Source organism: [Zimmermannella] alba NBRC 15616, from assembly GCF_001570905.1.
In the GTDB taxonomy this organism is placed as follows: domain Bacteria; phylum Actinomycetota; class Actinomycetes; order Actinomycetales; family Microbacteriaceae; genus Pseudoclavibacter; species Pseudoclavibacter albus.
The window spans coordinates 19,435-45,816 of sequence record NZ_BCSO01000014.1 but is presented as its reverse complement, the minus strand read 5'-3'; the positions used below and the strand labels follow the sequence as shown (position 1 = coordinate 45,816).

At 64.2% G+C, this 26,382-nt stretch carries 23 protein-coding genes, 1 tRNA gene and 1 pseudogene; 17 read left to right on the top strand and 8 right to left on the bottom strand.

Going from position 1 to position 26,382, the window contains the following annotated elements; genetic code table 11:
- Positions 1-563: 563 nt before the first annotated feature.
- The 3 genes from ZAL01S_RS08825 to ZAL01S_RS08815 form a co-directional block, all read right to left on the bottom strand.
- Positions 564-1,337 carry a hypothetical protein gene (locus ZAL01S_RS08825; protein WP_066082332.1) on the bottom strand — a complete coding sequence of 258 codons (774 nt, stop codon included), beginning with the start codon at positions 1,335-1,337 and terminating at the stop codon, positions 564-566.
- Between the two features lie 96 nt (positions 1,338-1,433).
- The gene (locus ZAL01S_RS08820) at positions 1,434-2,783 is read right to left on the bottom strand and encodes a DNA/RNA non-specific endonuclease (protein ID WP_159421663.1); all 1,350 of its coding nucleotides are present in this window, start codon (positions 2,781-2,783) and stop codon (positions 1,434-1,436) included.
- 125 nt (positions 2,784-2,908) lie between these two features.
- On the bottom strand, positions 2,909-3,889 hold the full coding sequence (locus ZAL01S_RS08815) for a hypothetical protein (protein ID WP_066082327.1): 981 nt from the start codon (positions 3,887-3,889) through the stop codon (positions 2,909-2,911).
- 78 nt (positions 3,890-3,967) lie between these two features.
- Between ZAL01S_RS08815 and ZAL01S_RS08810 the strand changes: the two genes are divergently transcribed.
- Together ZAL01S_RS08810 and ZAL01S_RS08805 are read left to right on the top strand one after the other, a co-directional pair.
- Positions 3,968-5,242 carry a DUF6177 family protein gene (locus ZAL01S_RS08810; protein ID WP_306301604.1) on the top strand — a complete coding sequence of 425 codons (1,275 nt, stop codon included), beginning with the start codon at positions 3,968-3,970 and terminating at the stop codon, positions 5,240-5,242.
- Positions 5,239-5,625, top strand: a complete 387-nt coding sequence (locus ZAL01S_RS08805) for a hypothetical protein (protein ID WP_066082323.1) — start codon at positions 5,239-5,241, stop codon at positions 5,623-5,625. Before ZAL01S_RS08810 ends, ZAL01S_RS08805 begins: the two co-directional genes overlap by 4 nt.
- Here ZAL01S_RS08805 and ZAL01S_RS08800 read toward each other — a convergent pair.
- Both ZAL01S_RS08800 and treS read right to left on the bottom strand, forming a co-directional pair.
- Complete coding sequence (locus tag ZAL01S_RS08800) at positions 5,615-6,301, bottom strand: exonuclease domain-containing protein (RefSeq protein ID WP_066082320.1); 687 nt, start codon at positions 6,299-6,301, stop codon at positions 5,615-5,617. The genes ZAL01S_RS08805 and ZAL01S_RS08800 overlap by 11 nt on opposite strands.
- 5 nt (positions 6,302-6,306) lie before the next feature.
- Complete coding sequence (gene treS / locus ZAL01S_RS08795) at positions 6,307-8,091, bottom strand: maltose alpha-D-glucosyltransferase (protein WP_066082318.1); 1,785 nt, start codon at positions 8,089-8,091, stop codon at positions 6,307-6,309.
- A 52-nt stretch (positions 8,092-8,143) separates the two neighbouring features.
- Here treS and ZAL01S_RS08790 point away from each other — a divergent pair, with 52 nt between their 5' ends.
- The 6 genes from ZAL01S_RS08790 to ZAL01S_RS08765 all read left to right on the top strand — a co-directional run bounded on the left by ZAL01S_RS08790 (position 8,144) and on the right by ZAL01S_RS08765 (position 14,609).
- Complete coding sequence (locus ZAL01S_RS08790; protein WP_083523224.1) at positions 8,144-9,082, top strand: alpha/beta fold hydrolase; 939 nt, start codon at positions 8,144-8,146, stop codon at positions 9,080-9,082.
- A complete protein-coding gene (locus ZAL01S_RS08785; protein WP_066082316.1) occupies positions 9,079-10,164 on the top strand; it encodes a glycosyltransferase family 4 protein in 1,086 nt (361 codons plus the stop codon). The genes ZAL01S_RS08790 and ZAL01S_RS08785 overlap by 4 nt, the downstream gene beginning before the upstream one ends.
- A 4-nt stretch (positions 10,165-10,168) precedes the next feature.
- Positions 10,169-10,981, top strand: coding sequence for a TrmH family RNA methyltransferase (locus tag ZAL01S_RS08780; RefSeq protein ID WP_066082313.1), 813 nt, complete (start codon positions 10,169-10,171; stop codon positions 10,979-10,981).
- On the top strand, positions 10,978-11,556 hold the full coding sequence (locus ZAL01S_RS08775) for a hypothetical protein (RefSeq protein WP_066082311.1): 579 nt from the start codon (positions 10,978-10,980) through the stop codon (positions 11,554-11,556). Before ZAL01S_RS08780 ends, ZAL01S_RS08775 begins: the two co-directional genes overlap by 4 nt.
- A gap of 82 nt (positions 11,557-11,638) precedes the next feature.
- On the top strand, positions 11,639-12,814 hold the full coding sequence (locus ZAL01S_RS08770) for an acyl-CoA dehydrogenase family protein (protein ID WP_306301603.1): 1,176 nt from the start codon (positions 11,639-11,641) through the stop codon (positions 12,812-12,814).
- Complete coding sequence (locus ZAL01S_RS08765) at positions 12,807-14,609, top strand: DEAD/DEAH box helicase (protein WP_066082309.1); 1,803 nt, start codon at positions 12,807-12,809, stop codon at positions 14,607-14,609. The genes ZAL01S_RS08770 and ZAL01S_RS08765 overlap by 8 nt, the downstream gene beginning before the upstream one ends.
- A 61-nt stretch (positions 14,610-14,670) precedes the next feature.
- Here ZAL01S_RS08765 and ZAL01S_RS08760 read toward each other — a convergent pair whose 3' ends face one another.
- A complete protein-coding gene (locus ZAL01S_RS08760) occupies positions 14,671-15,375 on the bottom strand; it encodes a DedA family protein (RefSeq protein ID WP_244875378.1) in 705 nt (234 codons plus the stop codon).
- 185 nt (positions 15,376-15,560) lie between these two features.
- A tRNA-Leu gene (locus ZAL01S_RS08755) sits at positions 15,561-15,646 on the bottom strand.
- 142 nt (positions 15,647-15,788) lie between these two features.
- Between ZAL01S_RS08755 and ZAL01S_RS08750 the strand changes: the two genes are divergently transcribed.
- The 3 genes from ZAL01S_RS08750 (at position 15,789) to mshC (ending at position 19,417) form a co-directional block, all read left to right on the top strand.
- Positions 15,789-17,096 carry a M20/M25/M40 family metallo-hydrolase gene (locus tag ZAL01S_RS08750; RefSeq protein WP_066082306.1) on the top strand — a complete coding sequence of 436 codons (1,308 nt, stop codon included), beginning with the start codon at positions 15,789-15,791 and terminating at the stop codon, positions 17,094-17,096.
- Between the two features lie 155 nt (positions 17,097-17,251).
- Complete coding sequence (locus ZAL01S_RS08745) at positions 17,252-18,094, top strand: undecaprenyl-diphosphate phosphatase (protein WP_066082303.1); 843 nt, start codon at positions 17,252-17,254, stop codon at positions 18,092-18,094.
- An 18-nt stretch (positions 18,095-18,112) separates the two neighbouring features.
- Positions 18,113-19,417 (top strand): cysteine--1-D-myo-inosityl 2-amino-2-deoxy-alpha-D-glucopyranoside ligase, encoded by a 1,305-nt coding sequence (gene mshC / locus ZAL01S_RS08740; RefSeq protein WP_066082342.1) that lies wholly within the window; start codon positions 18,113-18,115, stop codon positions 19,415-19,417.
- On the opposite strand, the gene ZAL01S_RS08735 is transcribed toward mshC, so the two are convergent.
- Positions 19,414-20,547, bottom strand: coding sequence for a PAC2 family protein (locus tag ZAL01S_RS08735; RefSeq protein ID WP_066082301.1), 1,134 nt, complete (start codon positions 20,545-20,547; stop codon positions 19,414-19,416). The genes mshC and ZAL01S_RS08735 overlap by 4 nt on opposite strands.
- Here ZAL01S_RS08735 and ZAL01S_RS10620 point away from each other — a divergent pair.
- From ZAL01S_RS10620 to ZAL01S_RS08710, 6 genes and pseudogenes are all read left to right on the top strand, one after another.
- A pseudogene (locus ZAL01S_RS10620) lies at positions 20,444-21,220 on the top strand (HAD family hydrolase); the annotation flags it as partial. The gene ZAL01S_RS08735 and the pseudogene ZAL01S_RS10620 overlap by 104 nt on opposite strands.
- Positions 21,221-21,361: 141 nt before the next feature.
- On the top strand, positions 21,362-22,420 hold the full coding sequence (locus ZAL01S_RS10615) for a tRNA (adenine-N1)-methyltransferase (RefSeq protein ID WP_066082340.1): 1,059 nt from the start codon (positions 21,362-21,364) through the stop codon (positions 22,418-22,420).
- A complete protein-coding gene (locus tag ZAL01S_RS08725) occupies positions 22,417-23,430 on the top strand; it encodes a hypothetical protein (RefSeq protein WP_066082299.1) in 1,014 nt (337 codons plus the stop codon). The genes ZAL01S_RS10615 and ZAL01S_RS08725 overlap by 4 nt, the downstream gene beginning before the upstream one ends.
- Positions 23,430-24,392, top strand: a complete 963-nt coding sequence (locus tag ZAL01S_RS08720; protein ID WP_083523222.1) for an FKBP-type peptidyl-prolyl cis-trans isomerase — start codon at positions 23,430-23,432, stop codon at positions 24,390-24,392. The genes ZAL01S_RS08725 and ZAL01S_RS08720 overlap by 1 nt, the downstream gene beginning before the upstream one ends.
- Positions 24,392-25,405, top strand: coding sequence for a helix-turn-helix transcriptional regulator (locus tag ZAL01S_RS08715; RefSeq protein ID WP_066082294.1), 1,014 nt, complete (start codon positions 24,392-24,394; stop codon positions 25,403-25,405). The genes ZAL01S_RS08720 and ZAL01S_RS08715 overlap by 1 nt, the downstream gene beginning before the upstream one ends.
- A complete protein-coding gene (locus ZAL01S_RS08710; protein ID WP_066082292.1) occupies positions 25,402-26,382 on the top strand; it encodes a helix-turn-helix transcriptional regulator in 981 nt (326 codons plus the stop codon). The genes ZAL01S_RS08715 and ZAL01S_RS08710 overlap by 4 nt, the downstream gene beginning before the upstream one ends.

Genomic DNA, 26,382 nt, shown 5'->3' with positions numbered 1-26,382 from the left:
AGAACCCCTGCCGAACGTTCTCTTTTCCGAGCACCTTCGCAAACTTCAACAGCAGCGAGCCCGAACCAACGGCCGGGTCGACGAACCCGACGGGCCACAACCCGGCACCGCATTCTCATGGGAAGACGGCAACGGCATCCAGAAGGGCTGGGCAGGCCGCTGGCACCCATGACACGCCGACAGCCATACACACATTTCTGCCGCTAACCCTCGTTTGCCGATCTGGGCGTGACTGCGCTCTTGACCACAGATCTCGATGCTGTCGGTGAATGGCGGGCGCACGTTTCGATGCCCACAGTCTTGCCAGCGTCGTCATCGATCGACTGATCCTCTCCGCGTGGCTCCTAGCGCCCGGGACTGTCCGCAGACGATGCACAAAATAGGACCCGCCCCGATCGTGCTCCTGCTGCGCGCGGGTGACGTGATCCTCATTCGGTGCGCAGCACGGTCGAGGCTGATTCCATTTGGGGAGTACGCACAGCGACATCATTCATCACAGACATGTGCTCCTCCCTGTGTCGGGAGACAGCCCAAATTGATCAAAGCTAGATGGGTGGGTGGCCCTAGTCGAAGCGGGATGCCATGAGGTCCAGGGCGAAATCCTCTAGAACCTGGGGAAGCTGCTCCATGAGCACCGCCGCGGAGGGGTTTAACTTCGCTGCAACCATGAGCACCTTGTTGGCACTCGCTTCATCGAGCGGTCCTGGTGTCATGAGATCTTCCCTGCCAATCGTGTGTGCCCACGCTGCATAGAGCTCTGCCGCCTGGCCAGCATTCATGAGGCGAATGACGGTTCCCATCGCGCTCGAGACCTCCTGAGCCACGCGAATTCGCAACTCTCGCTGTGCGTCTGCGCCCTGCTCACCAGTGAACGCCGCAGCGTCCTGGCCAGTCAGCGACTGTGCAGCTGTGCAGACTCGGGCATCCAGCTGGGACAGGAATTTTCCGACGCCCGCGAGAGGTCGCAGGTGCGCGAGTCGAGCAGTGAGAACTACCTCATCTCGAGCAACACCAGCAGCGATTCGCTCATTGCCACCCCGAGGAGCCCAGTACGGCTCAATGCCAACACCGGGACCTTCACCGCTGAAATACAGGTCGAGCGTGTCCGGCATCGAACCATGTTCCGCAGCAAACACACCAAGCAGACCGTCAAGCTGTTGACGCTCGTCGCCCGTGAGCGGGTGATTGTCACGCATGAGCTTCGCAACACCAGCGGTTCCATCAGGAGAGGCCTCGGGCCACGACACCGTCAGCGAGTTGAAACCACCAAATCGATTCCACAGCAGGTCTCGAAGCGATGCTGCAAAAGATCGAGCCTGCTCGTCAGCGCCGGGCATAGTTCCTCTCCTTCCGAAAGGACGTCACATCACGCCTGCAATCGTGTCGCAAGGGAGTGAATGAATCTTGAGACAACGACCCGAAACCCGCCTAGGTTAGTCCTCGATGAGCGTCCAACCTTCATCGTTTGGTTTCAACGAATCTCGGTTGCCGTTGCTGAGATCAATGGGCTTACCATCAGCTCCCGAAACACGGACCTCATAGCCAACGGCGTGACCATTGTCGTCATAGTGGGTCCTGCGCTCCCACGTAATGGACTCGTCTGGATGTGCCTCCATATAGTCGCGGGTACGCGTTTCCAGAACCTGTTGATGGGCTGCCCCGTTGCTGCCAGGCCGATCCACGCCTCGGTTCGCACCGGGGGACTGCTCAGTCAGATTGATGTTGTCGTTGGTTCCACCCATGAAGTCAGGATTGTGGTGACCCCGTTCATCGCCGACATCGTAGTGAGCGTATTCCTTTGCTGCGGGACCTGGGATATCGGAGCGGTCGCCGGGAAGTTCGGAACCCTTGCGGGTGATTGACGAATACTCGACGAGGCCCTTGTCATTCGTGATGAATGTTTGACCATCCGACGTCGTATACATCGAGTTCTCTTTGAACGTCGAGTTCGGGTCAGTGACGTCGCGGTTGATCCGAGGGTCAGGCGTCCCCGACTTTCGCTGAGGATCAACACCGTTGACCTGATGATCCGGGTCAAACACGCGCCCGTCACTTGTCTTGATCGAACCGTCGGGCAGGCGCTCGGCGCCAGGCGGAAGGTGCTCCGCGGGACCACCCTCCGGGTCCTTCGACTTCGTATCAGTATCTGTGTCGGGCTTCTTTCCCTCAGGAGCGTCGACCTTACCCGCGGGTGGAGCATCCGGGACGTCCACCTTGCGCAGAATCTTGGCGATTTTTGCGACGTTGTAGCCGGGTATGAAGCATGAACCAACGTTCCACAGGACCTTACCCAGTGCGCGCGCAGGATCCTCTCCCCACATGTCGACCGCGAAGAAGTCGCGGAGCACGCTTCCCCAAGAAGAACTGAAGGTCTCCCACCAACTCCGATTGTTGCCAGAGAGATCAATGCCTACGAGCCCAGCAAGCCCCTTCAGGAATCCAATTGGATCGGTGAAGATGTCCACGATGCCCTTGATGTCTCCCCAGAGGCCGTCAACAAAGACGCCTTTCAGGAAGTCACCAACACCTTCCAAGCAGCCGCCTCCGGAACCGGGAAGCGAGGCTTGAACCTGTGTCTCTGCCTGTTCACCCAGGTGGTCGTGGCGCCCAATGTTGAGGTCAGCAAGCTCGTTCAGCCCAGAGGGAATGCTTTCACCGAAGCTCTGGGTGAAGCGGACAGCATCAGCTCCCATCCACGCCACGGAGTCGATTGCAGAGGCGACGGTGCGGGATGATTCTTCCGCGACCCCGGCGTAACGCTCGAACTCACCGGCGAGTTCCATGAGCTCTTCAACGTTCGCTCCGAACATTCCCGTCGCCACACGCATCACCCCAAGTCAGTCTTCACGTGAAGCGTAATGTCTGGGACCGAGGTATGTCGCTGGGGAGAACTCCCCATCGCGTCCAACTACGGTCGCGATGCGTGTCGCGTGCACCTCACTCGAAGCATGTAGCCACCCAATTCGAGGAGAATCCCGTCCAGCAGCGCCATGACGTTCTTGAGCGGCAAGCTACGCTGTGCTGCCTCACTCACGCGCACCTGCGGGTCAACTTCACCGAGCCCTTCGGGATCACGCAGGCCATGGCGCTCGTTCCATTCCCGCAAGAGGCGGATGGGTGTGCCGGATGGCCACTCACTGTGCAGCGAACGCAGGTCAGCCATAACCTCACCTGTCAAGTCGTCAAGAACGGACTGTTCGAGCGGCTGGCCAGGAGCCTCGTCGAAGTGGGCAGAAGCCGCCACGACCTTGTTGACCGCGTCGTGGACTTCCTCAACGAGTCGGTCCCAGCCCCAGGCGCCGTCCATCAGCTGCACCGATCCGGGGATCGCCATCTCGCTCGCCAACGCTTCGTCGCGACTCACGAGCACACGTTGCGCACCCGATTCATCGAGCTCCGAAGTAGATGGCGCGCCTTGACCGCCGTCAACCATGAAGCGCCACCAGTCAGGAATTGCATCCTGAGCACGCGGATGCATTTCAAGTTCAAGACGCCACATTTCTGGCGTGGGCACGACATCCGCTGTCGGGTCCGTCGGAGGCTGGAGCGGAGCGCCGGGGTGCAGACCAAACCAGACTTGGTCGTTCCAGACCACACGCATTTGTGCTTCGCCTTCACCATTCATCCGCATCTGGAAGGCAATTGGCCAGCCGCCGCCGTGTGGGTCAGCGAGCGCTTCGCGATATCCAACGATTGCTTCCGTCATGGACTCCGGGAACGGCACAAACGTTTCGGTGCCGTCCTCATGAATCACAGCAATCTCCCGCATCGTACTCTCCACGACGCGCGACCACACGGCAAAGGTCAATGTCCATCCGTCTCGAGGCAGGGCATCCCACCATGCGTCCACGATCTGACGCTGCCAACGTGCAATCTCTTCGAGTGACATGACCCTCCCGTCAGGTACGGCCCCTGATCCTATCGACACCGATTAAGGAGTTGCCGCAGCCAGCTATGCTGTGGCCGCGTGGAGCCCAGCAAGCAGCCTATTCCTCGACGTCACGCATTCCAGCGACCCTCACCCGTCGTGCCGGTGCGAGAAAATCCAGCGGCTGATGCCATGGGAGCTGGCTTCGTGGTCACCACGAGCGCCGCTCCCATCGTGCATCTGAGCGAGGCTCGACTTCATCTCATCGTCGAAGCGGCGAGGGAGCGTCGCCGTACGCTCCTCATCACGTCCAATGGGTCGCGGCTCACACCGGCGCTTCACGCGTTTCTCAGTGATCACGTCGGAGTGTGGATGGTGAGCACCGAGAACGGTCTCCGGGACGCCAACACCGGCATCCGATACGAGTCACCAGCCGATGCACTTCGACCCCTTCCTGAGCCAGTTCTTGCTGAAGAACATGCTGAGGCGGAGCTGTCATCGTTCACGCTGACAGAGATTGTGGAAATTGCGGTTCGGTTCCGGCACCACTCGAGCGCACGTTCCAAGATCGGTTCAACAGGGTTGAAACTCGCAGAGGCACTGCTTGACGAGCCGATCATGACGTGGGGACTGAGAGAGCCACTGGTCTTGCCATGGCTCGATAACGAGCCTGGCCAGTACATGGAAGGACGCCTGTCCGGACCGGTTCAGTGCTTCGCAAGTGGCCAAGATGAGAACGGACATCGCATCACCCTGGATATCCGCGGGATACCGTCCTCGCTCGGGATCGACGAAGTCATCCATCTCAAGGCATGCCTTGGGCCTCGTGAGGCCGAGGACGATGGCCGCTGGGAACAGGTCGCCGACACCATGCGGATGCTTGCCACGCTCCCGGGAAATCTGCTGAACGCAACTGCGTACGGGACTGCCGGACCCCACGACCTCTCGGTGTGGCCATGGGTGCGCATCCCTTCGCTGCCCATGGTCCTCATGATCGGCGCGACCGGTTTGCGCCGATTCGGAATCCTCGAACGACGAGCCCTCATCGAAGAACACTTCCAGGCTGAGTTCCTCGGCCCTCGTCGCGTACCCAACCTCATGGTGGAGCTTGGGCACGAACCAGAGTCCGACAACATCGAGGAACTTGCGGCGTTAAGCTACGCACTGGGACCGGCTGCCCTCGAGGGAGGTATCGGCACCGCAACCTTGGCTGGGCTCGGCGACGACCTACAAGCTCGTGCGAGAGCGTCGTTCGCCGCCCGCTTTGGTGACGATGCACTTGCTGATGTTGATGCGTTCAACGTCGCTCACGAGTCGACGGAATCGGAGTCGGATTCGACGACAAGCGACGAAAAACAGGAGAACGACGCTTGAGCTACGACATTCTCTTCTCTGGAACGCGCCCCATCCTGCCCGCGATGCTCGGGGAGATCGCGGAAGCGGAGAGCACAACTCCGCTCACGTTCCAGTCAATCGACCATGGAACGGCGATCGCAATTTGTGACGCTACGGGCCCTGTCCTCTCGCTTTACGCGCCAATGCGTGTTGAGGATGAAAGCGAAGTGGATCGGCTCTTCCCAGCGCTCAGTGAGCAACTCACAGTGCCTGGATTTCTCCACGAGGCGATCGTCACGCCACGAGCAGTGGAGCTCGGGCTCAGTCTTGCTCAGCGACTCGCGAAAGTGATGAGTGGGGATGTTTTCGCACTAGCCGGCGAGGACATGAATGAGCCGATAGACGGCGCGCCTACCGCTTGACAGGCCACCCGCGGTCGGCGGTGAACTCTGGGTCGCGGGCCCGGCGCATGTACTCCTCGAAGTCCTTCGCCTGAGCTTCGGCCCAGGCCACCTGGCGGCGATGCAGCTCATCGAGCGGGAGTGCACCGATCTCTTCTGGATATTTCGCGGCCATCGCAAGGGCAAGCTGCCCAGCAGCGATCGCGTCATCCCCGGCCGAGTGTGCGTCCAGAAGCTCAACCCCGTAGACCGGTGCCAGGTCGACGAGCGTGCGCTTCCCCTTCCGGAACTTCTCGACAGCACGGTCGATCACAAGTGGGTCAATCACCTGCTCGCCGAGCAACGGCGAAACCGGCTCGAGCCCGTAGCGACGACACTCTGCATCCAGCAGCGTCAAGTCGTACGGCGCGTTAAAGACCACGAGCGGCACTCGGTGCACGGCAATCCATTCAATGGCCACACGCACCTTGCCGACAACGACAGCCGCTGGCTCACCCTCTTCACGGGCCATCTCGGTCGTGATGCCATGCACCGCAGCCGCCTGCTCGGGGATTTCGACACCCGGATCGGCGAGCCAATCCGTGCCACGTTCCACTTCACCAGTCGCATCGAGCATGCCCACAAAGGCCGTCACAATGCGGTCCTCCAGCGGCTTGACGCCCGTGGTCTCTGTGTCGAAAACAGCGACTCGCGACATCCAACTCACGCGCGTTCACGCTCCTCAGTAGTCGGCAGTGCCCGAATCACGGGCACCGAAGTGGTGGCCGTCGTCGAGAACTCAGCGTCCGCAACGTGCAGCCAGTAGAACGTCTGCGAACCAAACGTCAACGTCACCGTGCCGTCCTCGCCTACACGCGGGAACTCCTGACCACCAAACAGGTCGAAGAGACGGCAGCCCTCATAGTCGGGCAGCGTGATCGTCGCACTCGCCGGCTGGTGCGCGAAGGAGAACGCGCACAGAATCGTCTCTGGGCGCTCACCTGCAATCGGCGAATCCGTACCGCCCTCATAGCTGCGCACGTACGCGAGCACTGAATCGTGGTCCGTTTCACAAATCGTGAGGTCTCCGAGACCAAACACGGGGTGTTGGCGGCGGATGTGGAGCATCGAGCGCGTCCACTGCAGAAGCGAGCGCGACTGCGCGAGCTGCGCCTCCACGTTCACGTGACGGAAGTTGTAGACGAGCGAATCCACGACCGGGAGGTAAAGCTTCCCCGGGTCTGCCGTCGAGAAGCCCGCATTCCGGTCGGGCGTCCACTGCATCGGCGTACGGGATGCGTCACGGTCATCGAGCCAAATGTTGTCACCCATGCCGATCTCGTCGCCGTAATACAGGAACGGCGCGCCCTTGAGGGAGAGAAGAATCGCGTTCGCGAGTTCGATCTCGGCACGCGAATTGTCGAGCAGGGGAGCCAGGCGGCGGCGAATACCAATGTTCACGCGCATGCGCGGGTCATAGGCGTACCAGCCGTACATTGCCTGGCGGTACTCCTCCGACACCATTTCGAGCGTGAGCTCATCGTGATTGCGAAGGAACACACCCCACGCGCTCGACTCCGGAATCTCAAGCTGCTGTTCGAGAATCGCCTGCAACTCGCCCTTGTGCTGCGAACGAAGCGAATAGAAGATACGCGGCATCGTCGGGAAGTCGAAGGCCATGTGGCATTCCGGCGCCTCATTCGTGCCCAAGAAGTCAACGACCTCATTCGGCCACTGGTTTGCCTCGGCGAGAAGAATGCGTCCGGGGTATTCCGTGTCGACCATCTCGCGCAACTCGCGAATGTATTCGTGGGTCGCAGGCTCGCCCTCACCGTTGCCCTCATCCGATTCAAAGAGGTAGGGGATGGCGTCAAGTCGGCAGCCGTCAACGCCCAGGTCAAACCAGAAGCGCATGACGTCCTTCATCGCATCCCGAACCTTCGGGTTTTCGAAGTTGAGGTCCGGCTGGTGCGAGAAGAAACGGTGGAAGAAATACTGGCGACGCACCGGATCAAAGGTCCAGTTCGAGGTTTCCGTGTCCACAAAGATGATGCGGATGTCCTCGTACTTCTCGTCCGTGTCGCTCCAGACATAGAAGTCGCCGTACGGACCATCCGGGTCTTGGCGGGACTGCTGGAACCACTCGTGCTGATCACTCGTGTGGTTGATGACCATGTCGATGACGACGCGCATATTGCGTTCGTGCGCCTTGTGCACGAGTTCGCGGAAATCGTCGAGCGAACCATATTCGGGGAGCACCGAACGGTAATCCGCCACGTCATATCCACCATCGCGAAGCGGCGAATCAAAGAATGGCGGAATCCAGAGCACATCAATCCCGAGCCACTGGAGATAGTCGAGCTTGCCGATGAGGCCCTGGAAGTCACCAATCCCGTCGCCGTTTGAATCGGCGAAGGAACGCACCATCACCTCATAAAAGACGCCTCGCTTGTGCCACTGCTCGTCACGCTCGAGGCCGGGCAGATGCAGGGGTGCGTTGAAACTCATCGGCAGGGCTCCTTGGGGGAACTTGAGAGGTGTCGAACTACACTCTTCCACGATGTTCCCTGTTGAGGCTCCGAGTACCCGCCATCTCGCCCAGCGTGCGAGTGAGCGAATCGACGCGCCCATCAGCGGTTCTCGGACGCGCAGCTGGCGCTATCCGACCGTGAACGACGACGCCAACGCGCCGAAGATCATCCTCGTGCACGGGTTCCGCGGTACCCACCACGGCCTCCTGCCGCTTGTTGCTGAGCTGCCGAACGTTGAGTTTCTCGCGCCGGATCTCCCGGGTTTCGGAGAATCGACGCCGCTCGAGGGCGAACATAACCTCCATGCCTATTCGCGGTGGCTCGGTCGCTACCTTGAGCGCGTCGACCCGAAAGGGCAAGCGATCCTGCTCGGCCATTCCTTCGGTTCGCTCGTCATTGCGCGAAACCCGAGCGTATGTGGCAGTCGCCGCATTGTGCTCGTGAACCCGATCGCCTCGCCGGCGCTCGAGGGCCCGGATCGCTTCGCGACACAGCTCGCGATCGCGTATTACCGCCTCGGTGCATGGCTACCGGCGTCCCTCGGCCAACGGCTCATGGCGTCCCGCCTCATCACCCGCGTCATGAGTGAAGTGATGGCGACCACGCACCATTCAGGCCTGCGCCGTTGGATCCACGAGGAACATGACCGGCACTTCTCGGACTTCTTCGACCGGACGACGCTGCTCGACGCATTCCGTGCTTCAGTCTCCGACTCCGTCACCGCGCACGCGCACAAGTTCCCTGTGGGCACGGTGCTGGTGGCGGGGGAGCGCGACCAGATCGCCCCGGTGGCGGCTCAGCGCGTGCTTGTCGAGCGGATGCCCGGCAGCAGCCTCTACGTCATTGCGGGCGTCGGACACCTCATCCACTACGAGACGCCGCGAGCACTCGCACGCGTCCTTCGGGAGACGCTCGATATTCCTGGCGAGCGACTGACGCCCAGCGAGCGAGGAGTGGCCACCCGATGAAACTCTTGTTCGACTGCCGCTACGTGCGCACCGACCGGCACGACGGCATCTCGCGATACTCGGCCGAGCTCGTCACCGCGCTCGCCAAGCTCCACCCGGTGACGATGCTCATCTCAGATGGACGCCAGCTGCGGCTGCTGCCGGACCTTCCGTGGGAGATGATCCCCGCACCGACGAGCCCAGGAGAGCCCTTCGTCGCACGCCACGTGAATCGCCTCAAGCCAGACGTCGTCATCTCACCCATGCAGACCATGGGAAGCCTCGGGCGCAAGTACGGCCTCATCCTCACAATCCACGACCTCATCTACTACGAGAACCGGACACCGCCCGCGCAATTTGCGTGGCCGATCCGCCTGCTTTGGCGGGCGTACCACCTTTCCTTCGCGCCGCAGCGGATGCTCTTGCGGGGCGCCGATCAGGTGGCGGTCATCTCGAACACGACCGCGAAGCTCCTCACCAAGCACAAGCTCACGACGAAGCCCATGCCGCTCGTGCCGAATGCGCCGGATCCGAACTTCATTGCGGCTGCGCGCACCACGCCGCCGAGTGAACACTCGCTCGTGTACATGGGCTCGTTCATGCCGTACAAGAACGTCGAGACGCTCGCGAAGGCGATGCAGCACCTGCCGGGATGGACGCTGCACCTTTGCTCCCGCATCCGGCCAGAACAGCTCGCGGCACTCGAAGCGCTCGCGCCCTCCGGCGCAATCGTTGCCCACCAGGGCGTGAGTGATGAGGAGTACCGGGAGCTCTTGGCAGGTGCCACAGCCCTCGCCACGGCGAGCCGGAATGAAGGATTCGGTCTACCGCTCGTTGAAGCGATGGCAGCTGGTACGCCGGTCGTGTGCAGCGACATCCCGATCTTCCGCGAAGTGGCCGAGGACGCGGCGCTCTTCGCGAATCCGGATTCGCCGCGTGCCTTCGCCGAAGCAGCACTCACGCTCACCGATACCGACACCTTCCGTCAGCATTCCCTGCGCGGCACCGAGCGGGCAGCGGCGTACAGCTGGGACCACTCGGCGAAGCGCCTCCTCGCGGCAGCGCAGGAGGTCGCCGCAACACGTGCGGCCGCGAGAAAATAGCTGCATGCGCCGCATCGACCTCACGAGCCTCGACATCCCTGAGCTCGCTGACTTCACCCAGCTCACGGATGTCGCCCTCCGCCGGAAGCTCGAACCCGAAGGCGGGCTTTACCTCGCCGAATCACCCAAGGTCATCGAGCGTGCCCTCGCGGCAGGCCACACCCCGCGCGCGGTACTCCTACAGGAGCAGTGGATTCCGACGATCGAGCCGCTGCTGGCTGAGCATCCCGAGACCCCGGTCTACGTCGGGTCGAGCGAGCAACTCGAAAACCTCACCGGCTTCCGAATGCACCGCGGCGCGCTGGCGTCCATCCACCGGCCAGCGTTGCCCGACCCGGCAGAGCTCCTTCGCGACGCGCGGACCGTCGTCATCCTCGAAGACATCGTCGACCACACGAATGTGGGCGCTGCGTTCCGCGCCGCCGCAGGCCTTGGCGCCGATGCCGTCTTCGTCACCGAGCAGTGCGCCGATCCGCTCTACCGCCGCAGCGTCCGTGTGAGTATGGGCACCGTCCTGCAGGTGCCGTGGACGCGGCTCCCCGGCTGGCGCGAAAGCCAGGCACTCTTCCACGAGCACGGCTTCACGATCGCGGCGCTCGCGCTCGACGAGCGCGCCGTGTCGCTTCGAGACTTTGCCCGGAACCGGCCAGAACGCGTCGCCATCGCGCTCGGCACCGAAGGTGACGGCCTCTCGAGCCACGCGCTCATGGCCGCCGATCAGACGGTCATCATCCCGATGCTCCACGGTGTCGATTCGCTCAACGTTGCCTCCGCTGGCGCTGTCGCACTGTATGCCCTCACCGAGGAGCTATCGTGAGCTGGCCAGCGACTCGTGTGGCGGCTGTGCCGCTTGTGGCGCTGCTCGCTTGCTCACTCACGGCATGCTCACCGCTCGACGAGATCCCAGTGCCGCAGACAAGCTCCGAAGGGCCGTGGGCCTGCGACGGCGTGGCGCGCTTCAACATTGAACGCATCGTCGGGAACCCGAATCTGCCGATGCAGACGGGGGACTGGCGCACTGTTAAGGAGCACGGCTTCGCGTGCAATGTCGACTCACCCCACGGCACGGTCGACATCACCGTGACGCCGTTCACGGCGGAAGAAGCACCGACGAAGGCGGCAGAACTCACGGAGTCATGGATGGCATCCGGGGGAGAGCCGATCGCCGACCCGAAGGGGGCACCTGGGCAGGGGTACATCTTCGGCGAACCAGGGGTGCAAGTGACGGCGGGGTGGGTGTGCACCGATCGCTCGCTCGAGGTGGTGCTGACGGATGTGTTCCCGGATGAGCGTCGCGACCAGTTCGACGACGCCGAAAACATGCTCCTCGGCGTCCTCGGCTACGCCTGCGCCATGGAACAGGTGCCCGACCTCGACTACTCCGCGAAGTAGCCGCCCTCCACTCGACCACCCCATGAGGCACACTCCGGGGTGCTGAATTCGGAATGTCGGTGGTGCCGAGTACCTTGGAAGCATGCCCATCGACCCCTGTGAAGTTCTGCCCGATGACCTGCTCACCGACATGCGCGAACGCGCTGCTCGGTCCGACGGCGAAAATGTCTTCCCTGACGACGACCTCGAGGCGCTTCACGACGTTGGCTATCTCAAGCTCATGATTCCCGAAGAGCTCGGCGGCCACGGCGCAACCCTCGAGGAGGCCTGCCAGGCGCAGCGCCGTCTCGCCACGGCAGCTCCGGCAACAGCGCTCGCTGTCAACATGCACCTCATCTGGTCGGGCATGGCGCGCGTGCTCAGTGAACGCGGCGACAACAGCCTCACGCAGGTCGTTCAGGACATCGCCGACGGCCACGTCTACGCGCTCGGCATCTCGGAGGCGGGCAACGACGCCGTCCTCTTCGACTCGGTCGTGAACGCCGAACGCCTCGCCGATGGCTCGTACCGCTACTCCGGCACGAAGATCTTCACCTCGCTGAGCCCCGTGTGGACGCGTCTTGGCGTCTTCGGTCGAGACGACTCCGGTGCTGAGCCGCGCCTCATCCACGGCATCCTGCACCGCGGCGAAGACGGCATCCACATCCACGACGACTGGAACACCCTCGGTATGCGCGCCTCACAGTCGTGCTCGACGACGCTCAAGGGCGCTATCGTCCCGCCCGAGCGCATCGTCGCCTCGCTGCCAGTCGGCCCCAACCAGGAGCCGTTCGTGTTCGCCGTGTTCTCAAACTTCCTCCTGCTGCTCGGATCGGTCTACCTCGGCATCGGCGAGCGTGCCATCGACCTTGCCGTGGAGGCTGCGCACTACCGCACGAGCCGAAGCACCGGCAACCGCCCCTTCGCGGATGACGTGCAGATTCGCGACATCGTCGCCCGCATGGGCCTTCGCCAGCTGAACGCCCGTGTGACGCTCGAGGCCACCGCCCGCGATGTTGACAAACTCGCCGAGCACGGCGCCGAATGGTTCCCGCGTCTCACCGGCGCGAAGCTCCACGCCACGCAGGCGGCCCGCCGCACGGTCGAGGAGGCGCTCGAAGTTGTTGGCGGATCCTCGTTCCGCGCAGGTCACGAGCTCAGCCGCCTCTACCGCGACGTTGCTGCGAGCGTCTACCACCCCTCGCAGGACCGCTCCGTCCGCGCCACCTACGCACAGTGGCTGCTCGGCCCGATCGGAGCCACGCACCCCGATGCATAACCTGGCAGAGGAACGACCCGGGCGTGTTCCCGGCACCTCCGCCGCAGAGCACCTCTCACCAGCCTTCCCGCAGCGTGCCCCACGAGGCACCGCGGGAAGTCTGCGTGCGTGGCAGCAGGAGGCACTCGACGCGTACTTCGCTCGCGAACCGCGCGACTTTCTCGCCGCCGCAACCCCGGGTGCAGGAAAGACCACCTTCGCGCTGCGACTCGCCGCCGAGCTCCTCCACAACCGCACCGTCAATCGCGTCACCGTCGTCGCGCCAACCGATCACCTCAAAACCCAGTGGGCGGAGGCGGCGGCACGCGTCGGCATCAAGCTCGACCCGAAGTTCAGCAACGCCCACGGTGTCCTCTCACGCGAGTATCACGGTGCCGCAGTGACATACGCGCAGGTTGCCATGAAGCCGCGCGTCCACGCGACGATGACGGCAAACGCCCGCACGCTCGTCATCCTCGATGAGGTGCACCACGGCGGCGACACGCTGAGCTGGGGTGACGGCATCCGCGAGGCCTTCGAGCACGCCGAACGGCGCCTCTCCCTCACGGGAACGCCGTTCCGTTCGGACACGGCCCCCATTCCCTTCGTCACCTACGCTCCCGACGAAGACGGCATCCGCACCTCCGTCACCGACTACGCCTACGGTTACGGGCGCGCCCTCGGCGACGGCGTCGTGCGACCGGTCGTGTTCATGTCCTACGGCGGCTCCGTGCGCTGGCGTGACACCAATGGCGAAGAAATGTCGGCGGGGCTTGCCGAAGACAATACGAAGGACGTCACCGCGCAGGCCTGGCGCACAGCGCTCGACCCCGAAGGCCAGTGGATGCCGCAGGTGCTCCACGCGGCGAACAAGCGCCTCACCGAAACCCGCGAACACCTTCCCGACGCGGGCGGCCTCGTCATCGCCACCGACCACGCCAATGCCCGCGCCTATGCGGCGCTCCTCGAACAGATCACGGGGGAGCGGCCGGCGCTCATCCTCTCCGACGACAAGGGTGCCTCCGAGCGCATCTCGACCTTCTCGAACAACCCCGAGGAGCGGTGGATGGTCGCCGTCCGCATGGTGTCGGAGGGCGTGGACGTGCCGCGCCTCGCCGTGGGTGTCTACGCCACGAACTCCTCCACGCCACTCTTCTTTGCGCAGGCAATCGGCCGCTTCGTGCGCGCACGCCGACGCGGCGAAGTCGCAACCGTGTTCCTGCCGACCGTCCCCGTGCTCACGACGCTCGCGAAAGAGCTCGAGCGCCAGCGCGACCACGCACTCGACCGCAAGACCACAGGCGATGGCGAGGAATGCCCGGAGGCAGATCTCCTCGCCGAGGCGGAGCGCCCCGACCAGGCATCCGACGAGCTCGAGCGTTACAGCTTCCAGGCGATCTCCTCAGAAGCCACGTTCGAGCGCGTGCTCTACGACGGCGGCGACTTCGGCTTCACCGCCGAAGTTGGTTCCGAAGAGGAGCTCGAGTTTCTCGGGCTGCCCGGCATCCTCGAGCCAGAACAGGTGCGCCAGGTCCTCGCCCAGCGGCAGGCTCGCCAGAGCCGCATCCAGGAGGAGCGCCGGCGAAAGCAGGGCGAGCCGCCCGTGTCTCGCGACCATCAGCCGATGTATCGCTCACTCAAGGAGCAGCGATCGCTCCTCAATTCACTCGTCGGTCTCTACGCAAAACAGTCCGGACAACCGCACGGCATGATTCACGCGCAACTGCGCCGACAGTGCGGCGGGCCAGCCGTGCCACAGGCGACAGTCACCCAACTCCAGCAGCGCATTGACGCGCTACGGCGCCTGCTCCACTAAGACACCTCACACACGACAACGGGGCGCCAGCACGTGTGCTGACGCCCCGCAGAACCAAGCGCTAGTTCAGTGTGTCCGTGTCGCTTGCTGCGGCCTCTGCGTTCACCGCGCCGGCACGCTTTCGCGCGTTGTGCTTGCGAATCTTCTGCACAAGCCACCAGGCGATACCAATGAGGACGGCGACGATGACGATGTTCTGCAGGATGTCGGCGTACTGCAGAACGACGTCCCAGTTCTCACCGAGGACGAATCCGGCGACGACGAAAATCGTGTTCCAAATGAGCGATCCCGCGGTCGTGAGAAGACCGAACTTCACGAGCGGCATCTTTTCGATACCTGCCGGGATGGAGATCAGCGAACGGAAAATGGGCAGCATGCGGCCGAAGAAGACGGCCTTCGTGCCGTGGCGGTCAAACCAGCCAACCGTTTTCTTGATGTCATTCGAGTCAACAAGCGGCATTTTGTCGGCGATCCAGACCATGCGGTCGTGGCCGAGCAGGCGGCCAAGCGCGTAGAGCATGTACGCACCCACCACCGAGCCGATCGTTGCCCAGAGGATCGCCTCAAAGAGCGTGAACTTGCCCTGGGCAGCCGCAAAACCACCGAGCGGCAGGATGACCTCGCTCGGGATCGGCGGGAAGAGGTTTTCCGCAGCAACCAGCACACCAATGCCGAAGGAGCCAAGCTGGCCCATTACATCGACGGCCCACTGGCCGAAGGTACCAAGCGCTGACTGGTCCGCAGCCATGATCAGGGGAGTGGTCACAACAATTCCTCTCAACGACACCGTGTTCGGGCGACGCAGTGCCGTGGCAACGTTACGGCCCCAATCAGTCCAAGACCCTCTGCCTCGCGGCAGAGATCGAACGCTCCCAGCAACTCGCCAGCATCCCTGCCATGACGGGGTAGAAACGACGAAGGCCCCGGTCTAGGACCGGGGCCTTCTCTTCGTGCGCGAGGGGGGACTTGAACCCCCACGCCCTAATACGGGCACTAGCACCTCAAGCTAGCGCGTCTGCCAATTCCGCCACCCGCGCATGGTGTGGCGTGCCTGAGCACGAAGTAAGACATTACCCGGCGTTCTCCGAAAATGCGAATCGAGGCACACACGGCGTGTCGCGCATGAAAGCAGGCCTCGCATCCCCTCCCCGACGCACCTGCAGGCGTACCGTAGATGCCATGACTGACGACACGCTCCTCCACGACCCCACCGTTGAGCTCACGCGTGAGCTCATCCGCTTCGACACAAGCAACTACGGCGAGGGGAAGTCGAAGGGGGAGACCGAGTGCGCCGAGTTCCTGGCGGCTCGTTTTGAGAAGCTCGGTCTCACGATCGACATGTTCGAGTCAGCTCCCCGCCGCACGAGCTTCGTTACCCGCATTGAGGGCACGGACCGTTCGAAGCCCGCACTCGTCGTGCACGGCCACACGGATGTCGTCCCCGCCGACCCGGCACAGTGGAGCGTCAACCCCTTCGAGGCGGTCGTCAAGGACGGTTGCGTCTGGGGTCGCGGCGCCGTCGACATGAAAAACATGGACGCCATGATCGTCACCGCGATCGAAGAGATCTTTGCAAACGGTCAGCGCCCCTCACGTGACCTCATCGTCGCGATGTTCGCTGACGAAGAGAACGGTGGCCAATTCGGCTCACACTATGCCGTCCGCGAGCGCCCGGAACTTTTCAAGGGCGCCACGACCGCGATCTCCGAAGTGGGCGGTTACTCGGTCACGATCGGTGACGAGCGCGCCTACCTCGTGCAGACCGGCGAGAAGGCAATGCTCTGGATCAAGCTGCGCGTACACAAGCCCGCAGGCCACGGCTCCCGCGTCGTCCCCGCCGAGCAGAACGCCATCTCGACGCTTGCCCGAGCGATCGCACGCCTGGCCGAGCACGAGTGGCCGATCATGCTCAACGACACGACCGAACGCATGGTGCGCGAGCTTGCCGAGCTCCTCAAGATGGACCCAAGCGACCCGCAGAAGATCGCCGAGAACTCGGGCAAGGCAGCAGGCTTCCTCACGGCGAGCCTTCGCACGACGAGCAACCCGACGATGCTCCAGGCAGGCTACAAGCACAACGTCATCCCCGAGGAGGCGACCGTCGCGATTGACGTTCGCCCGTTCCCGGGGAAAGAAGACGAAATTCTCCGCGAGATTCAGCAGATCGTCGGCGACGAGGTCGAGATCGAGGTGAGCTGGCGGGATGTGGGCGCCGAGGCTCCGGCGAGCGGCCCGCTCTTTGACGCGGCGGTGACGGCGCTCCGCAAGCACGACCCGGGCGCCCGCGTCATCCCGTACTTCCTCTCGGCTGGCACCGACAATAAGGCGCTCTCGAAGCTCGGCATCCACGGCTATGGCTTCGCACCGCTCAAGCTCCCGGCAGAGCTCGACTTCCCGGGCATGTTCCACGGCATCGATGAGCGCGTGCCGCTCGACGCGCTGGTATTCGGCCGTCACGTGCTGCGTGACTTCCTGCTCGAGTACTAGTCCCTGGACGCTGCCCGCGCTCTACCGCCAGGAGGACGAGCTGGGCAATCGCTCCATCTCGGAACATTCATTCGGCACGCCGCACCTGTCCTTCGGGATTCGGCGCGTAGCATCGCGTCGTTGCTCGCGACGAGCAGCCAGAAGGGATACACCACATGGATTGGCTAGCCGCATTCGTCCTCGGACTCGTGCAGGGACTCACCGAGTTTCTGCCCGTCTCCTCGAGTGCTCACCTGCGCATCGTTGGCGAATGGTTCGGTGGCGACCCCGGGGCCACCTTTACGGCCATCACGCAGATCGGCACTGAGGCGGCCGTCGTCATCTACGTGTGGAACGACATCGTCCGTATCCTGAAGGCCTGGTTTGGCTCTTTCACGGGCAAGGTCGCGAAGGACCACCCGGATGTGCGGATGGGGTGGTACATCATCATCGGCACGCTGCCGATCGTCATCCTGGGCGTGCTCCTGCAGGGCTTCATCCGTGACCAGTTCCGTTCCCTCTGGTTCGTCGGCGCGACGCTCATCATCTTCGGTGTCATCCTCGGTGTCGCTGACGTGCTCGGAAAGAAGGTCCTCACCCTCGAGAACCTCACCGTGAAGCACGGCATCATCTACGGTTTCGCGCAGGCCCTCGCACTCATCCCCGGTGTCTCGCGCTCTGGCGGCACGATCACGGCCGGCCGTCTTCTCGGCTACGACCGCCCCTCGGCGGCCCGCTACGGCTTCCTGCTCGCAATCCCTGCTGTCTTCGGTTCGGGTCTGCACGAGCTCGTCTCGGCCCTCAAGGACGGCACCTCGACCGGCCTTGGTTGGGGTCCGACGATGTTCGCGACGATCGTCGCCGGTGTCGTGGGTTGGTTCGTCATCAAGTACTTCATGCGCTACATCGAGAACCACAGCTTTATGCCGTTCGTGCTCTACCGCATCGTCATCGGCACGATCATCCTCATGTGCCTCGCCTTCGGCATCTTGAACCCGCTTTCCGGCGTGCACGTCTAGGCTCCAAGCGTGCAACACATCCCCAGCTGGCTTGTTCCCTCCCTCCCGAGTGCCCCCGGCCGGGGCCGCCCGTTGAAGCTCTACGACTCCGCGCTCGAGCGGGTCGAGACCATCGAGACGGGTCCGGAAGCAACGCTCTACGTGTGCGGCATCACGCCGTACGACGCGACGCACCTTGGCCACGCCGCGACCTATCTCGCCTTCGACAGCGTGCAGCGTGCCTGGCGCGATGCCGGTATCACTGTCCACTACGCCCAGAACGTGACGGATGTCGACGATCCGCTCCTCGAGCGAGCCGATAAGACGGGCGTTGACTGGCGAGCCCTGGCCGAGGACCAGACGAATCTCTTCCGAGGCGACATGGAAGCGCTGCGGATCCTCCCGCCGGACGCCTACGTGCGTGTGCAGGACATCATTCCGGAGACCGCGAGCGCTATCGGCCAGCTTCTTGAGCAGGGGATCGCGTACCGGGTGCCGATCGCTGCCGACGCGACACCGGCAGCGGTTGATGCGGATGCGTGTGATCTCTACTTCGATCATCGTGCTGCGGAAGACCTCGATGGTGTCTTCCCGCTTGGCACAGTGTCTCACTTCGACGATGTCGAGCTTGACCGCGTGTTTCGCGAGTTCGGTGGCGATCCGGAGCGTCCCGGCAAGCGCGACCCCTTCGACCCGCTGCTCTGGCGTGCAGCCCGCGAGGGTGAGCCCGCGTGGGAGACCCACTTTGGTGCGGGTCGCCCGGGCTGGCATGTCGAGTGCGCCATCATCGCGAACGCCGAACTCGGCACACACATCACGCTGCAGGGTGGCGGCCGCGATCTGCGCTTCCCGCACCACGAGATGTCAGCCCAGCACGCGAGCGCGGTGACGGGGGAGCCGTTCGCGACCCGCTACGCGCACGCCGGTCTCATCGCCTACGACGGCGAAAAAATGTCGAAGTCGCTCGGCAATCTCGTGCTCGTGTCGAAGCTCCGCGAGCGCGGTGTCGACCCCCGTGCCATCCGCCTCGCGATTCTCGCGCACCGCTACCGCGAGGACTGGGAGTGGACCGAAGAAGGGCTCCAGGACGGGATCGCGCGCCTCGAACGCTGGTGCGCACGCGTTGCGACGCTTCCCGAGACAGCCCAGGCCGAGGAGCTAGAAGGTCCCGTCATGGCCGCGCTTCGTGAGGCAATGGCGGATGACCTCGACACGCCCCGCATGCTCGAGATCGTGGATGCCTGGGTCGCCGCCGAGCCTCAGCTCACGGACGAGACGTCACAGGCGGATGTCTACGGCGTGCCGCTGCTCATCGACGCGCTCCTCGGCATCCAGCTCCGCTAGCCGCGCTCGTCGTCGGTCTCCGGCTCACCGTCGGGGTTCGACGAGGGGTCGGTGTCCTGACTGTCACCCTCGTCGCCCGGCTCGTCGGCGGTGTCCTCGCGCGCTGAGACTACGCTGCCAGCATCCAGTCGTGCGCTCGGGTGGCTTGCCGAACCTGTGGACTTGGTCGTATTGGCAGACTGCTCGAGATAGCGCTCGAACTCGCGGGCGATTGCTTCGCCGGATGCTTCCGGTGCCTCGACCGTGTCGTAGGTGTGCTCGAGCACGCGAATGTACTCGCGCAGATCGTCATCCTGACTGGCGATCACGTTGACGGCTTCCTGCCAGCGCTGCGCTTCTTCGACGAGCTCACCGCGCGAGATGGTGAGGTCGAGCACCTCTTCGAGTTTGTCGAGGAGCGCGGTCGTGGCTTTGGGGGAGGGCGTCGTGTTCGCGTAGTGCGGCACCGCTGCCCAGTAGCTCACGCAGGGGATCCCCACCGCGTAGGCAGCACTCGAGATGAGGCCGAGCATGCCCGTCGGACCCTCGTAGTCGCTCCGACTCACGCCGAGCTCTTCGCGCACGCCGGGGTGCTCACTCGAGGCGTAGACCGTGGTCGGACGCGTGTGCGGAGTATCCGCGAGCAAGGCACCTGTGAGGATGATCCGGTCGATCTCGAAGTAGTCGATCGCTTCAAACAGGCACTCGACAAAGCTCTTCCAGTTGAGGGTCGGTTCGATCCCCGTGAGCACAAAAATGTTGCTGTTCTCGCCGGACACCGACATCTCCGCGTCAACAGCAATGGATGCGGCGCGAGCAGATTCGAGATCCTTCGGGCCGGTCATGGTCACCGACGGCCACACGAGCTCCCGCTCGCCACCCTCAGCAAAGCGCACGATCGGGCGGTGAAGGGAATAGTCAAAGAAGCGTTCGTCGTCGCACACCCACACGCGCTCTGAACTCTCGATGAGACGCTCCTGCACATGGCGGGCGGCCTCGGTGGCTGCGTCACCAGCGTCATTCCATCCCTTGAACGCGACCAGCAAGATGCGGCCGTCGGAGAAGGAGCGAACATCCTGTTCCCGGGGCGTGATGTCCGGCTCGGCGGCGTGCTTGGGTCGGCGGGCCTTGGCCTCGTCGAAATCGTTCACGGTGCTCCTCATGCGTGGAATGGACGTTCCACCAGGATACGTGCGGGGTGCTCCACGAGTGCCCGCGGCTGGCTTGTCGCGCTCGCCGGATTGCCACCCGGTTCTGACTACACTGAACCAGGTGACCGCCTACTTCCCGGCGGCCGTTCTCTGGGACATGGACGGCACGCTCGTCGACACGGAGCCCCACTGGCGCGCTGCCCAAGAGGCGATGCTGCACGCCCGAGGCCTGCCGCCCCTCACACCCGAGCAAGAACTCGAACTTGTCGGCGCAGACCTCAAGAAGGCAGGACGCTGGTTTGCCGAGACCTTCGACATCACGGATGCTCCGGAGTCGCTCATCGCCGAGGTCGCGAGCTACGTGCACGCCGAGGCCCGACGTGGCCTGCCGTGGCGTCCCGGAGCACGTGAACTTCTTGACGCCGTCCGCGCTGCAGGCATCCCGTGCGCACTCGTCACGAACTCCCTGCCCGAGCTCGTCACGGCACTCATTGCCGATCACGGCGGCGACCCCTTTGCCACGGTGGTGACGGCACGGGACGTCTCTGCCGGCAAGCCCTCACCGGAGCCGTATCTGCTCGCCGCCGAGCGCCTCGGCGTTGACATCTGCGACTGCGTCGTCATTGAGGATTCCCGCTACGGCGTCACGAGCGCGCTCGCAGCCGGTGCCGCCGTCCTCGGCGTCCCACACGGCGCACCGCTCGAACCCCGCGAATCCGTGACGCTTCGGAGCACGCTCGAGGGCGTCACCGTTGCCGAACTCTCACGTATCCTCACCGCCGCCCGCGAGACGGGAGCAACCTCCAAGGAGCCCATGACCACCTCTGCTACGCCGACCGAGACTGCCTCTGGTTCGCTGCCGTTCCGCGGCGAATTCCGTGTGGGGGAGCGGGTGCAGCTCACCGGCCCGAAGCAGCGGCTTGCCACCGTGCACCTGGAGCCAAGCAAGTTCTGGCACTCGCACCGCGGCGCGCTCGCACACGACGACATCATCGGGAAGCCCGATGGTTCGGTCGTGGAGGCAAGCGACGGCACCCCGTACCTGTGCCTGCGCCCGCTGCTCAACGACGTCGTCATGTCGATGCCGCGCGGCGCCGCGATCATCTACCCGAAGGATGCCGCACAGATCCTCGCGAAGGCGGACATCCGCCCGGGCGCCGTCGTCGTCGAGGCGGGCCTTGGCTCGGGTGGGCTGTCGATGTGGCTGCTGCGAGCACTCGCTGGCACGGGACGCCTCGTCTCCTTCGAACGTCGCGAAGAGTTCGCGGACGTTGCGATCGGCAATGTCGAAAGCGTCACGGGCCCCGGCAACGAGAACTGGGATGTGGTCATTGGCGAGCTGCAGGAGGCGCTGCCGCAGGCAGTTCAGCCCGGCGAGGCCGATCGCGTGCTCCTTGACATGCTCGCCCCGTGGGAGTGCCTGGATGTGGTGGCGGATGCTCTTGCACCTGGCGGCGTCCTGTGCTGCTACGTCGCAACCGTCACCCAGCTCTCGCGTGTGGCCGAAGCCATCCGCGCGACCGGCTGCTTCACGGAACCGCAGTGTGACGAGACGCTCGTTCGCGGCTGGCACGTGGAGGGGCTCGCGGTCCGCCCGGACCACCGCATGGTGGCGCACACGGCGTTCCTGCTCACCGCTCGTCGCCTCGCACCCGGCGCGGTGCTCCCGCCGCTCAAGCGCCGCAGTTCCAAGAGCGAATACTCGGATGAGGATGTTGAGCTGTGGACGCCCGGAGCGCTCGGTGAGCGCGAGGCGAGCGACAAGATCCTCCGCAAGCGCGCCCGTCAGGCCCAGCGGGGAGCCAGGCTCGTCCTCGGCGAGGTGACTCAGGATCAGGAAGATGTCGATGGTGAGGGAGAGGTACTGGCATGACGCTCGTTCGACGCTGCACCGCATTCGCCCTGAGCGCCGCCGCGCTCGTCTCACTCACTGGCTGCACGCAGATCCCTGCGAGCGCTGGCCCAGACGGTTCGTGCACGCCCCCGAGCCTGCCGGGTGCTGCCGCCGACGCGATTGGCAGCGACGGCGCCTTCGGCGAGCGCCTGGACATCCAGCTTGCCGCGCCCGTGAGCACGCACACGATGCAGCTTGCTCGTGCGGGCGCTGGCAGCGGCAACTTCGCCACCGAATCGGGTGTCCTCGAAGCACGCTTTACGGTCGCTTCGGCGATCGACGGCTCGCCCATCATCGAGTACGGCGACTTCGCGAGCACCCCGGAGGGTGAGCCTGTCCCAATGACGATGGCGGCGCTCACGGCACAGCTGCCGGGCGCCGCAGCCGTGCTGCAGTGTGCACAGGCAGGGGAGCGTCTCGTCTCGGCGATGCCCGCCAACGAGCTCTTCGGCGACATCGGCACGATGGCCGGAAGCACCAACTCGACCGTCATTTTTGCGGCGGATGTCACGCGCGTGTATCCCTCGAGTGCCGCCGGCGTCATTGCCCCGCCACAGGATGGCATCCCCGCCGTGGTGACGGCGCCGAACGGTCGCCCTGGTGTGACCATGCCGAATCAGCCCGCCCCGACGGAAGCGCGCCACGCGCTCCGCGTGCGCGGCTTCGGCGAGCCGATCACCGACGGCGAGAAGCTCACCGTGCACGTGTCGATCTTCGATTGGGAGAGTGGCACCGAAATCGCGTCGAGCTGGGATGCGAGCAACTCCGTCATGCAGCTCACCGCGACGGCAGACCCGAACGGTGACGATGGCCTGTACGGCGTGACGAGCCAGCTCATCGGTCAACCCGGTGGTTCGCAGCTCGTGACGGTCGTGCCGACCGAGCAGGCGCTCTCACGACGCGGCCCGCTGAGCCCCTCGCTGGCGACTGGCCGCACGCTCGTGCTCGTCGTGGATGTGCTTGCCTCGGATGAAGTGGAGACGAAGTGATGTCTGGACTGACTCGGCCTCGGATGCGTGCTCTCATTGGCGCGGCAGTGCTTGCGGGCATGCTGGTGTTGAGCGGCTGCTCCACAGCAGACCCGGCCGACCCCGCTTCGACGCTTGGCGGCGCCAATCAGGCCATCGACAATGTGAGCGTCGTCGGGGAGACCTGGACGGAGCCTCGCGTCACGATCGGTGATGTTTCCTCGCTCGGTTCGGAGATCCAGCGCACGGTCGTCAATGGCGGCACCGGCCCTGAGGTGACGAGCGCTTCGACCGTGTTCGTGAAGGCGTCGGTCTTCGACGTCGCGACGAAGCAGGAGCAGGCGCAATACGGCGTGCTCTCCTCCGCGCCGATTGATCTCTCTGCCTCGAACATCCCGCAATACATCAAAGACGCCTTCATTGGCGTGAAGAGCAACTCGCGCATCGCCGTGCTGCTGCCGAGTGAGCTCATGCTCGAATCCACCACCGGGGCAGAAAACGTCGGTGACGGGCTCCTCATCGCCGACGTTGACGTCCTCGATCAGAGCATCGCCTGGGGCACCCCGCAGGCGCCAGTCCAGGACATCGTCACCATCTCGAAGAACGAGGCGAAGGCGAAGCCCGAAGGCATCACGGTTGCAAAGCCCGCCACCGAGCAGCCAGAACTCGTCATCGACCCGGTGCTCAAGGGTGATGGGGACCTCGTGCTCGAGGGCCAGACGGTCGTCGTCCAGTACCAGGGCATGCTCTTGCAGGACGGCAAGGTCTTCGACTCGAGCTGGCAGCGAGGCGAGCCCGCCCAGTTCCAGACCGACCAGGTCGTGCCGGGCTTCGGCAAGGCGCTCGTTGGGCAGACGGTCGGTTCGCGGGTCATTGCGATCATCCCCGCCGATCTCGCGTATGGCGCGCAGCCTCCGCAGGGTGGCAGCATTCCCGCCAACGCGCCGCTCGTGTTCGTGATTGACATCCTCAAGGCGCACTAGTGACGAGGGGCGTGCGCGAGGTGTCACCCGCATCACGCAAGTTCAACCTGCTCATGGCGTTGCTCACGAGCGAACGCGGCTACACGAAGCACGAACTCTTCACCGGCATCGACGGCTACCGTCAGCTCGTCGATGCCAGCGGCGCGAACGCCTCACTCGAGAAAATGTTCGAGCGCGACAAGCAAGAGCTGCGCGACCGCGGATGGCGCATCGAAACGCTCGAGGACCCAGCACGGCCTGGTGACAACCGCTTCTTGCGGTACTGCATCCGCGAAGGCGCACAGAGCATGCCGCACGGCCTGCACTTTTCGGCCGAAGAGTGTGCGCTCATCGAAGCGGCCTACGCAGCGCTTCGATCGAGCGACTTCGCCGACTCCGCAGCCCGAGGTCTGGCAAAGATTCGTGCCACCGAAGCGACGGCAGCCCTCCCGAGTGGCGACGCGCCGAGGCTCCGCGCCCGCTCGGCGCACTTCGATCGCCTTTCCGAGGCCATCGCGAGCCGCCGCGAGATCACCTTCGCCTACCGGAAGGTGGATGCGACCCAGCTCGAGGAGCGCCACGCGCGGCCGCTCGCACTTGTGGCCGTGGATGGCGTGTGGATGCTCATCGCCGATGACCGGGACCGCAAGGCGCTTCGCCGCTTCGTCGTCTCGCGCATCTCCGGCACGATTCGCCTCGGGGACTCCTACCCCGACGAGTACCCCTCGCAGCGTGAGGTGACCGAGTCCACGCTCGCCGACTTCAGCGAACTTCGCGCTGAGCAGCGGGCCCGCATCCTCGTCGAGGAGGGCAGCGACGCCGAAGTGCGCCTTGCCCGCCGAAGCTCGAGCCGCGAATCCGAACACACGGGATGGAGCGAACTCGAGCTCGGCTACCTCGACCGCTGGCTCCTCGCCGATGAACTCGCTGGCTTCGGCCCGGAGGTTATCGTCCTGGAGCCTGCCGAGCTCCGCGCAGATGTTACCGAGCGTCTCGAGCGTGTCCGTGCCCTCCACGCGGAGGTGACCACATGACGAAGCGCCGCTCAACCCACGACTTCCTCTTCGACGAACTGACCATCCTCACTTCACTCGTGCCGTACCTCAAGGCGCGCGGCGAGGCTGTCACGCTCCGTGAGGCGGCGGCCCACTTCAACACGAGCGAGGCCACGATGCGCGACCTCGTGACGATGCTCTCGGTGTCCGGCAAACCGCAGCTTGACGACTACAGCGGGACAGAGCTCTTCGACCTCAACTTTGACGCCCTCGATGACGGGCTCATCGAAGTCACCCACTTTGTTGCGCTCGAGGATGCGCCGCCGCTCGGCAACCGTGACCTCGCGGCCCTGCTCATGGGGCTCAACTATCTCGCCTCGCTCGCGAGCATCACCGACCCGACGCCGTACCGCGAGCTCATCGCGAAACTCGGAGGGGACCCGACGATCGTCGCCACCCGCGATGAGTGGCTGAGCGAACGCGCCGAACGCATTCGTGATGCAATGGGCGAAGGTCGCCAACTCGAATTCACCTACCGCTCGCCTCGGCGAGGGGAGCGGAGCCTCATCGCGGACCCGAGCAAGGTGCTCGAGCATGGCCACGAACTGTATCTGCGGGCCTGGAGCTACGAGCACAACGCCTACCGAACCTTCCGCCTCGACCGGATGACGAAGCTCACGATGCTCGACACCCCGGCGAAGCAGCATCCGGCCGAAGACGAAGCGCCCGTGTTCAGCTACGACGACTCCGTGCTGCGCGCCGAGATCCGCTTCTCACCGGTCGCGCACGAACACGTCTCGGAGTACCTCGACACAGCCCGCCGCGTGTCAAAGCCAGACCGCGAAGGATGGCGTCGCGCAACCGCGCTCGTCACAGACTGGTCGGTGCTCGCGCGCCTCGCGACACGCCATGCCGGACACCTCGAAGTCGTGGAACCTGCGGACGCCCGCCGGGCCGTGGCGGAATGGACCGCTGCGGCTACCCGCAGGTCACCCTTCATTCACGAGGGTGCGTAG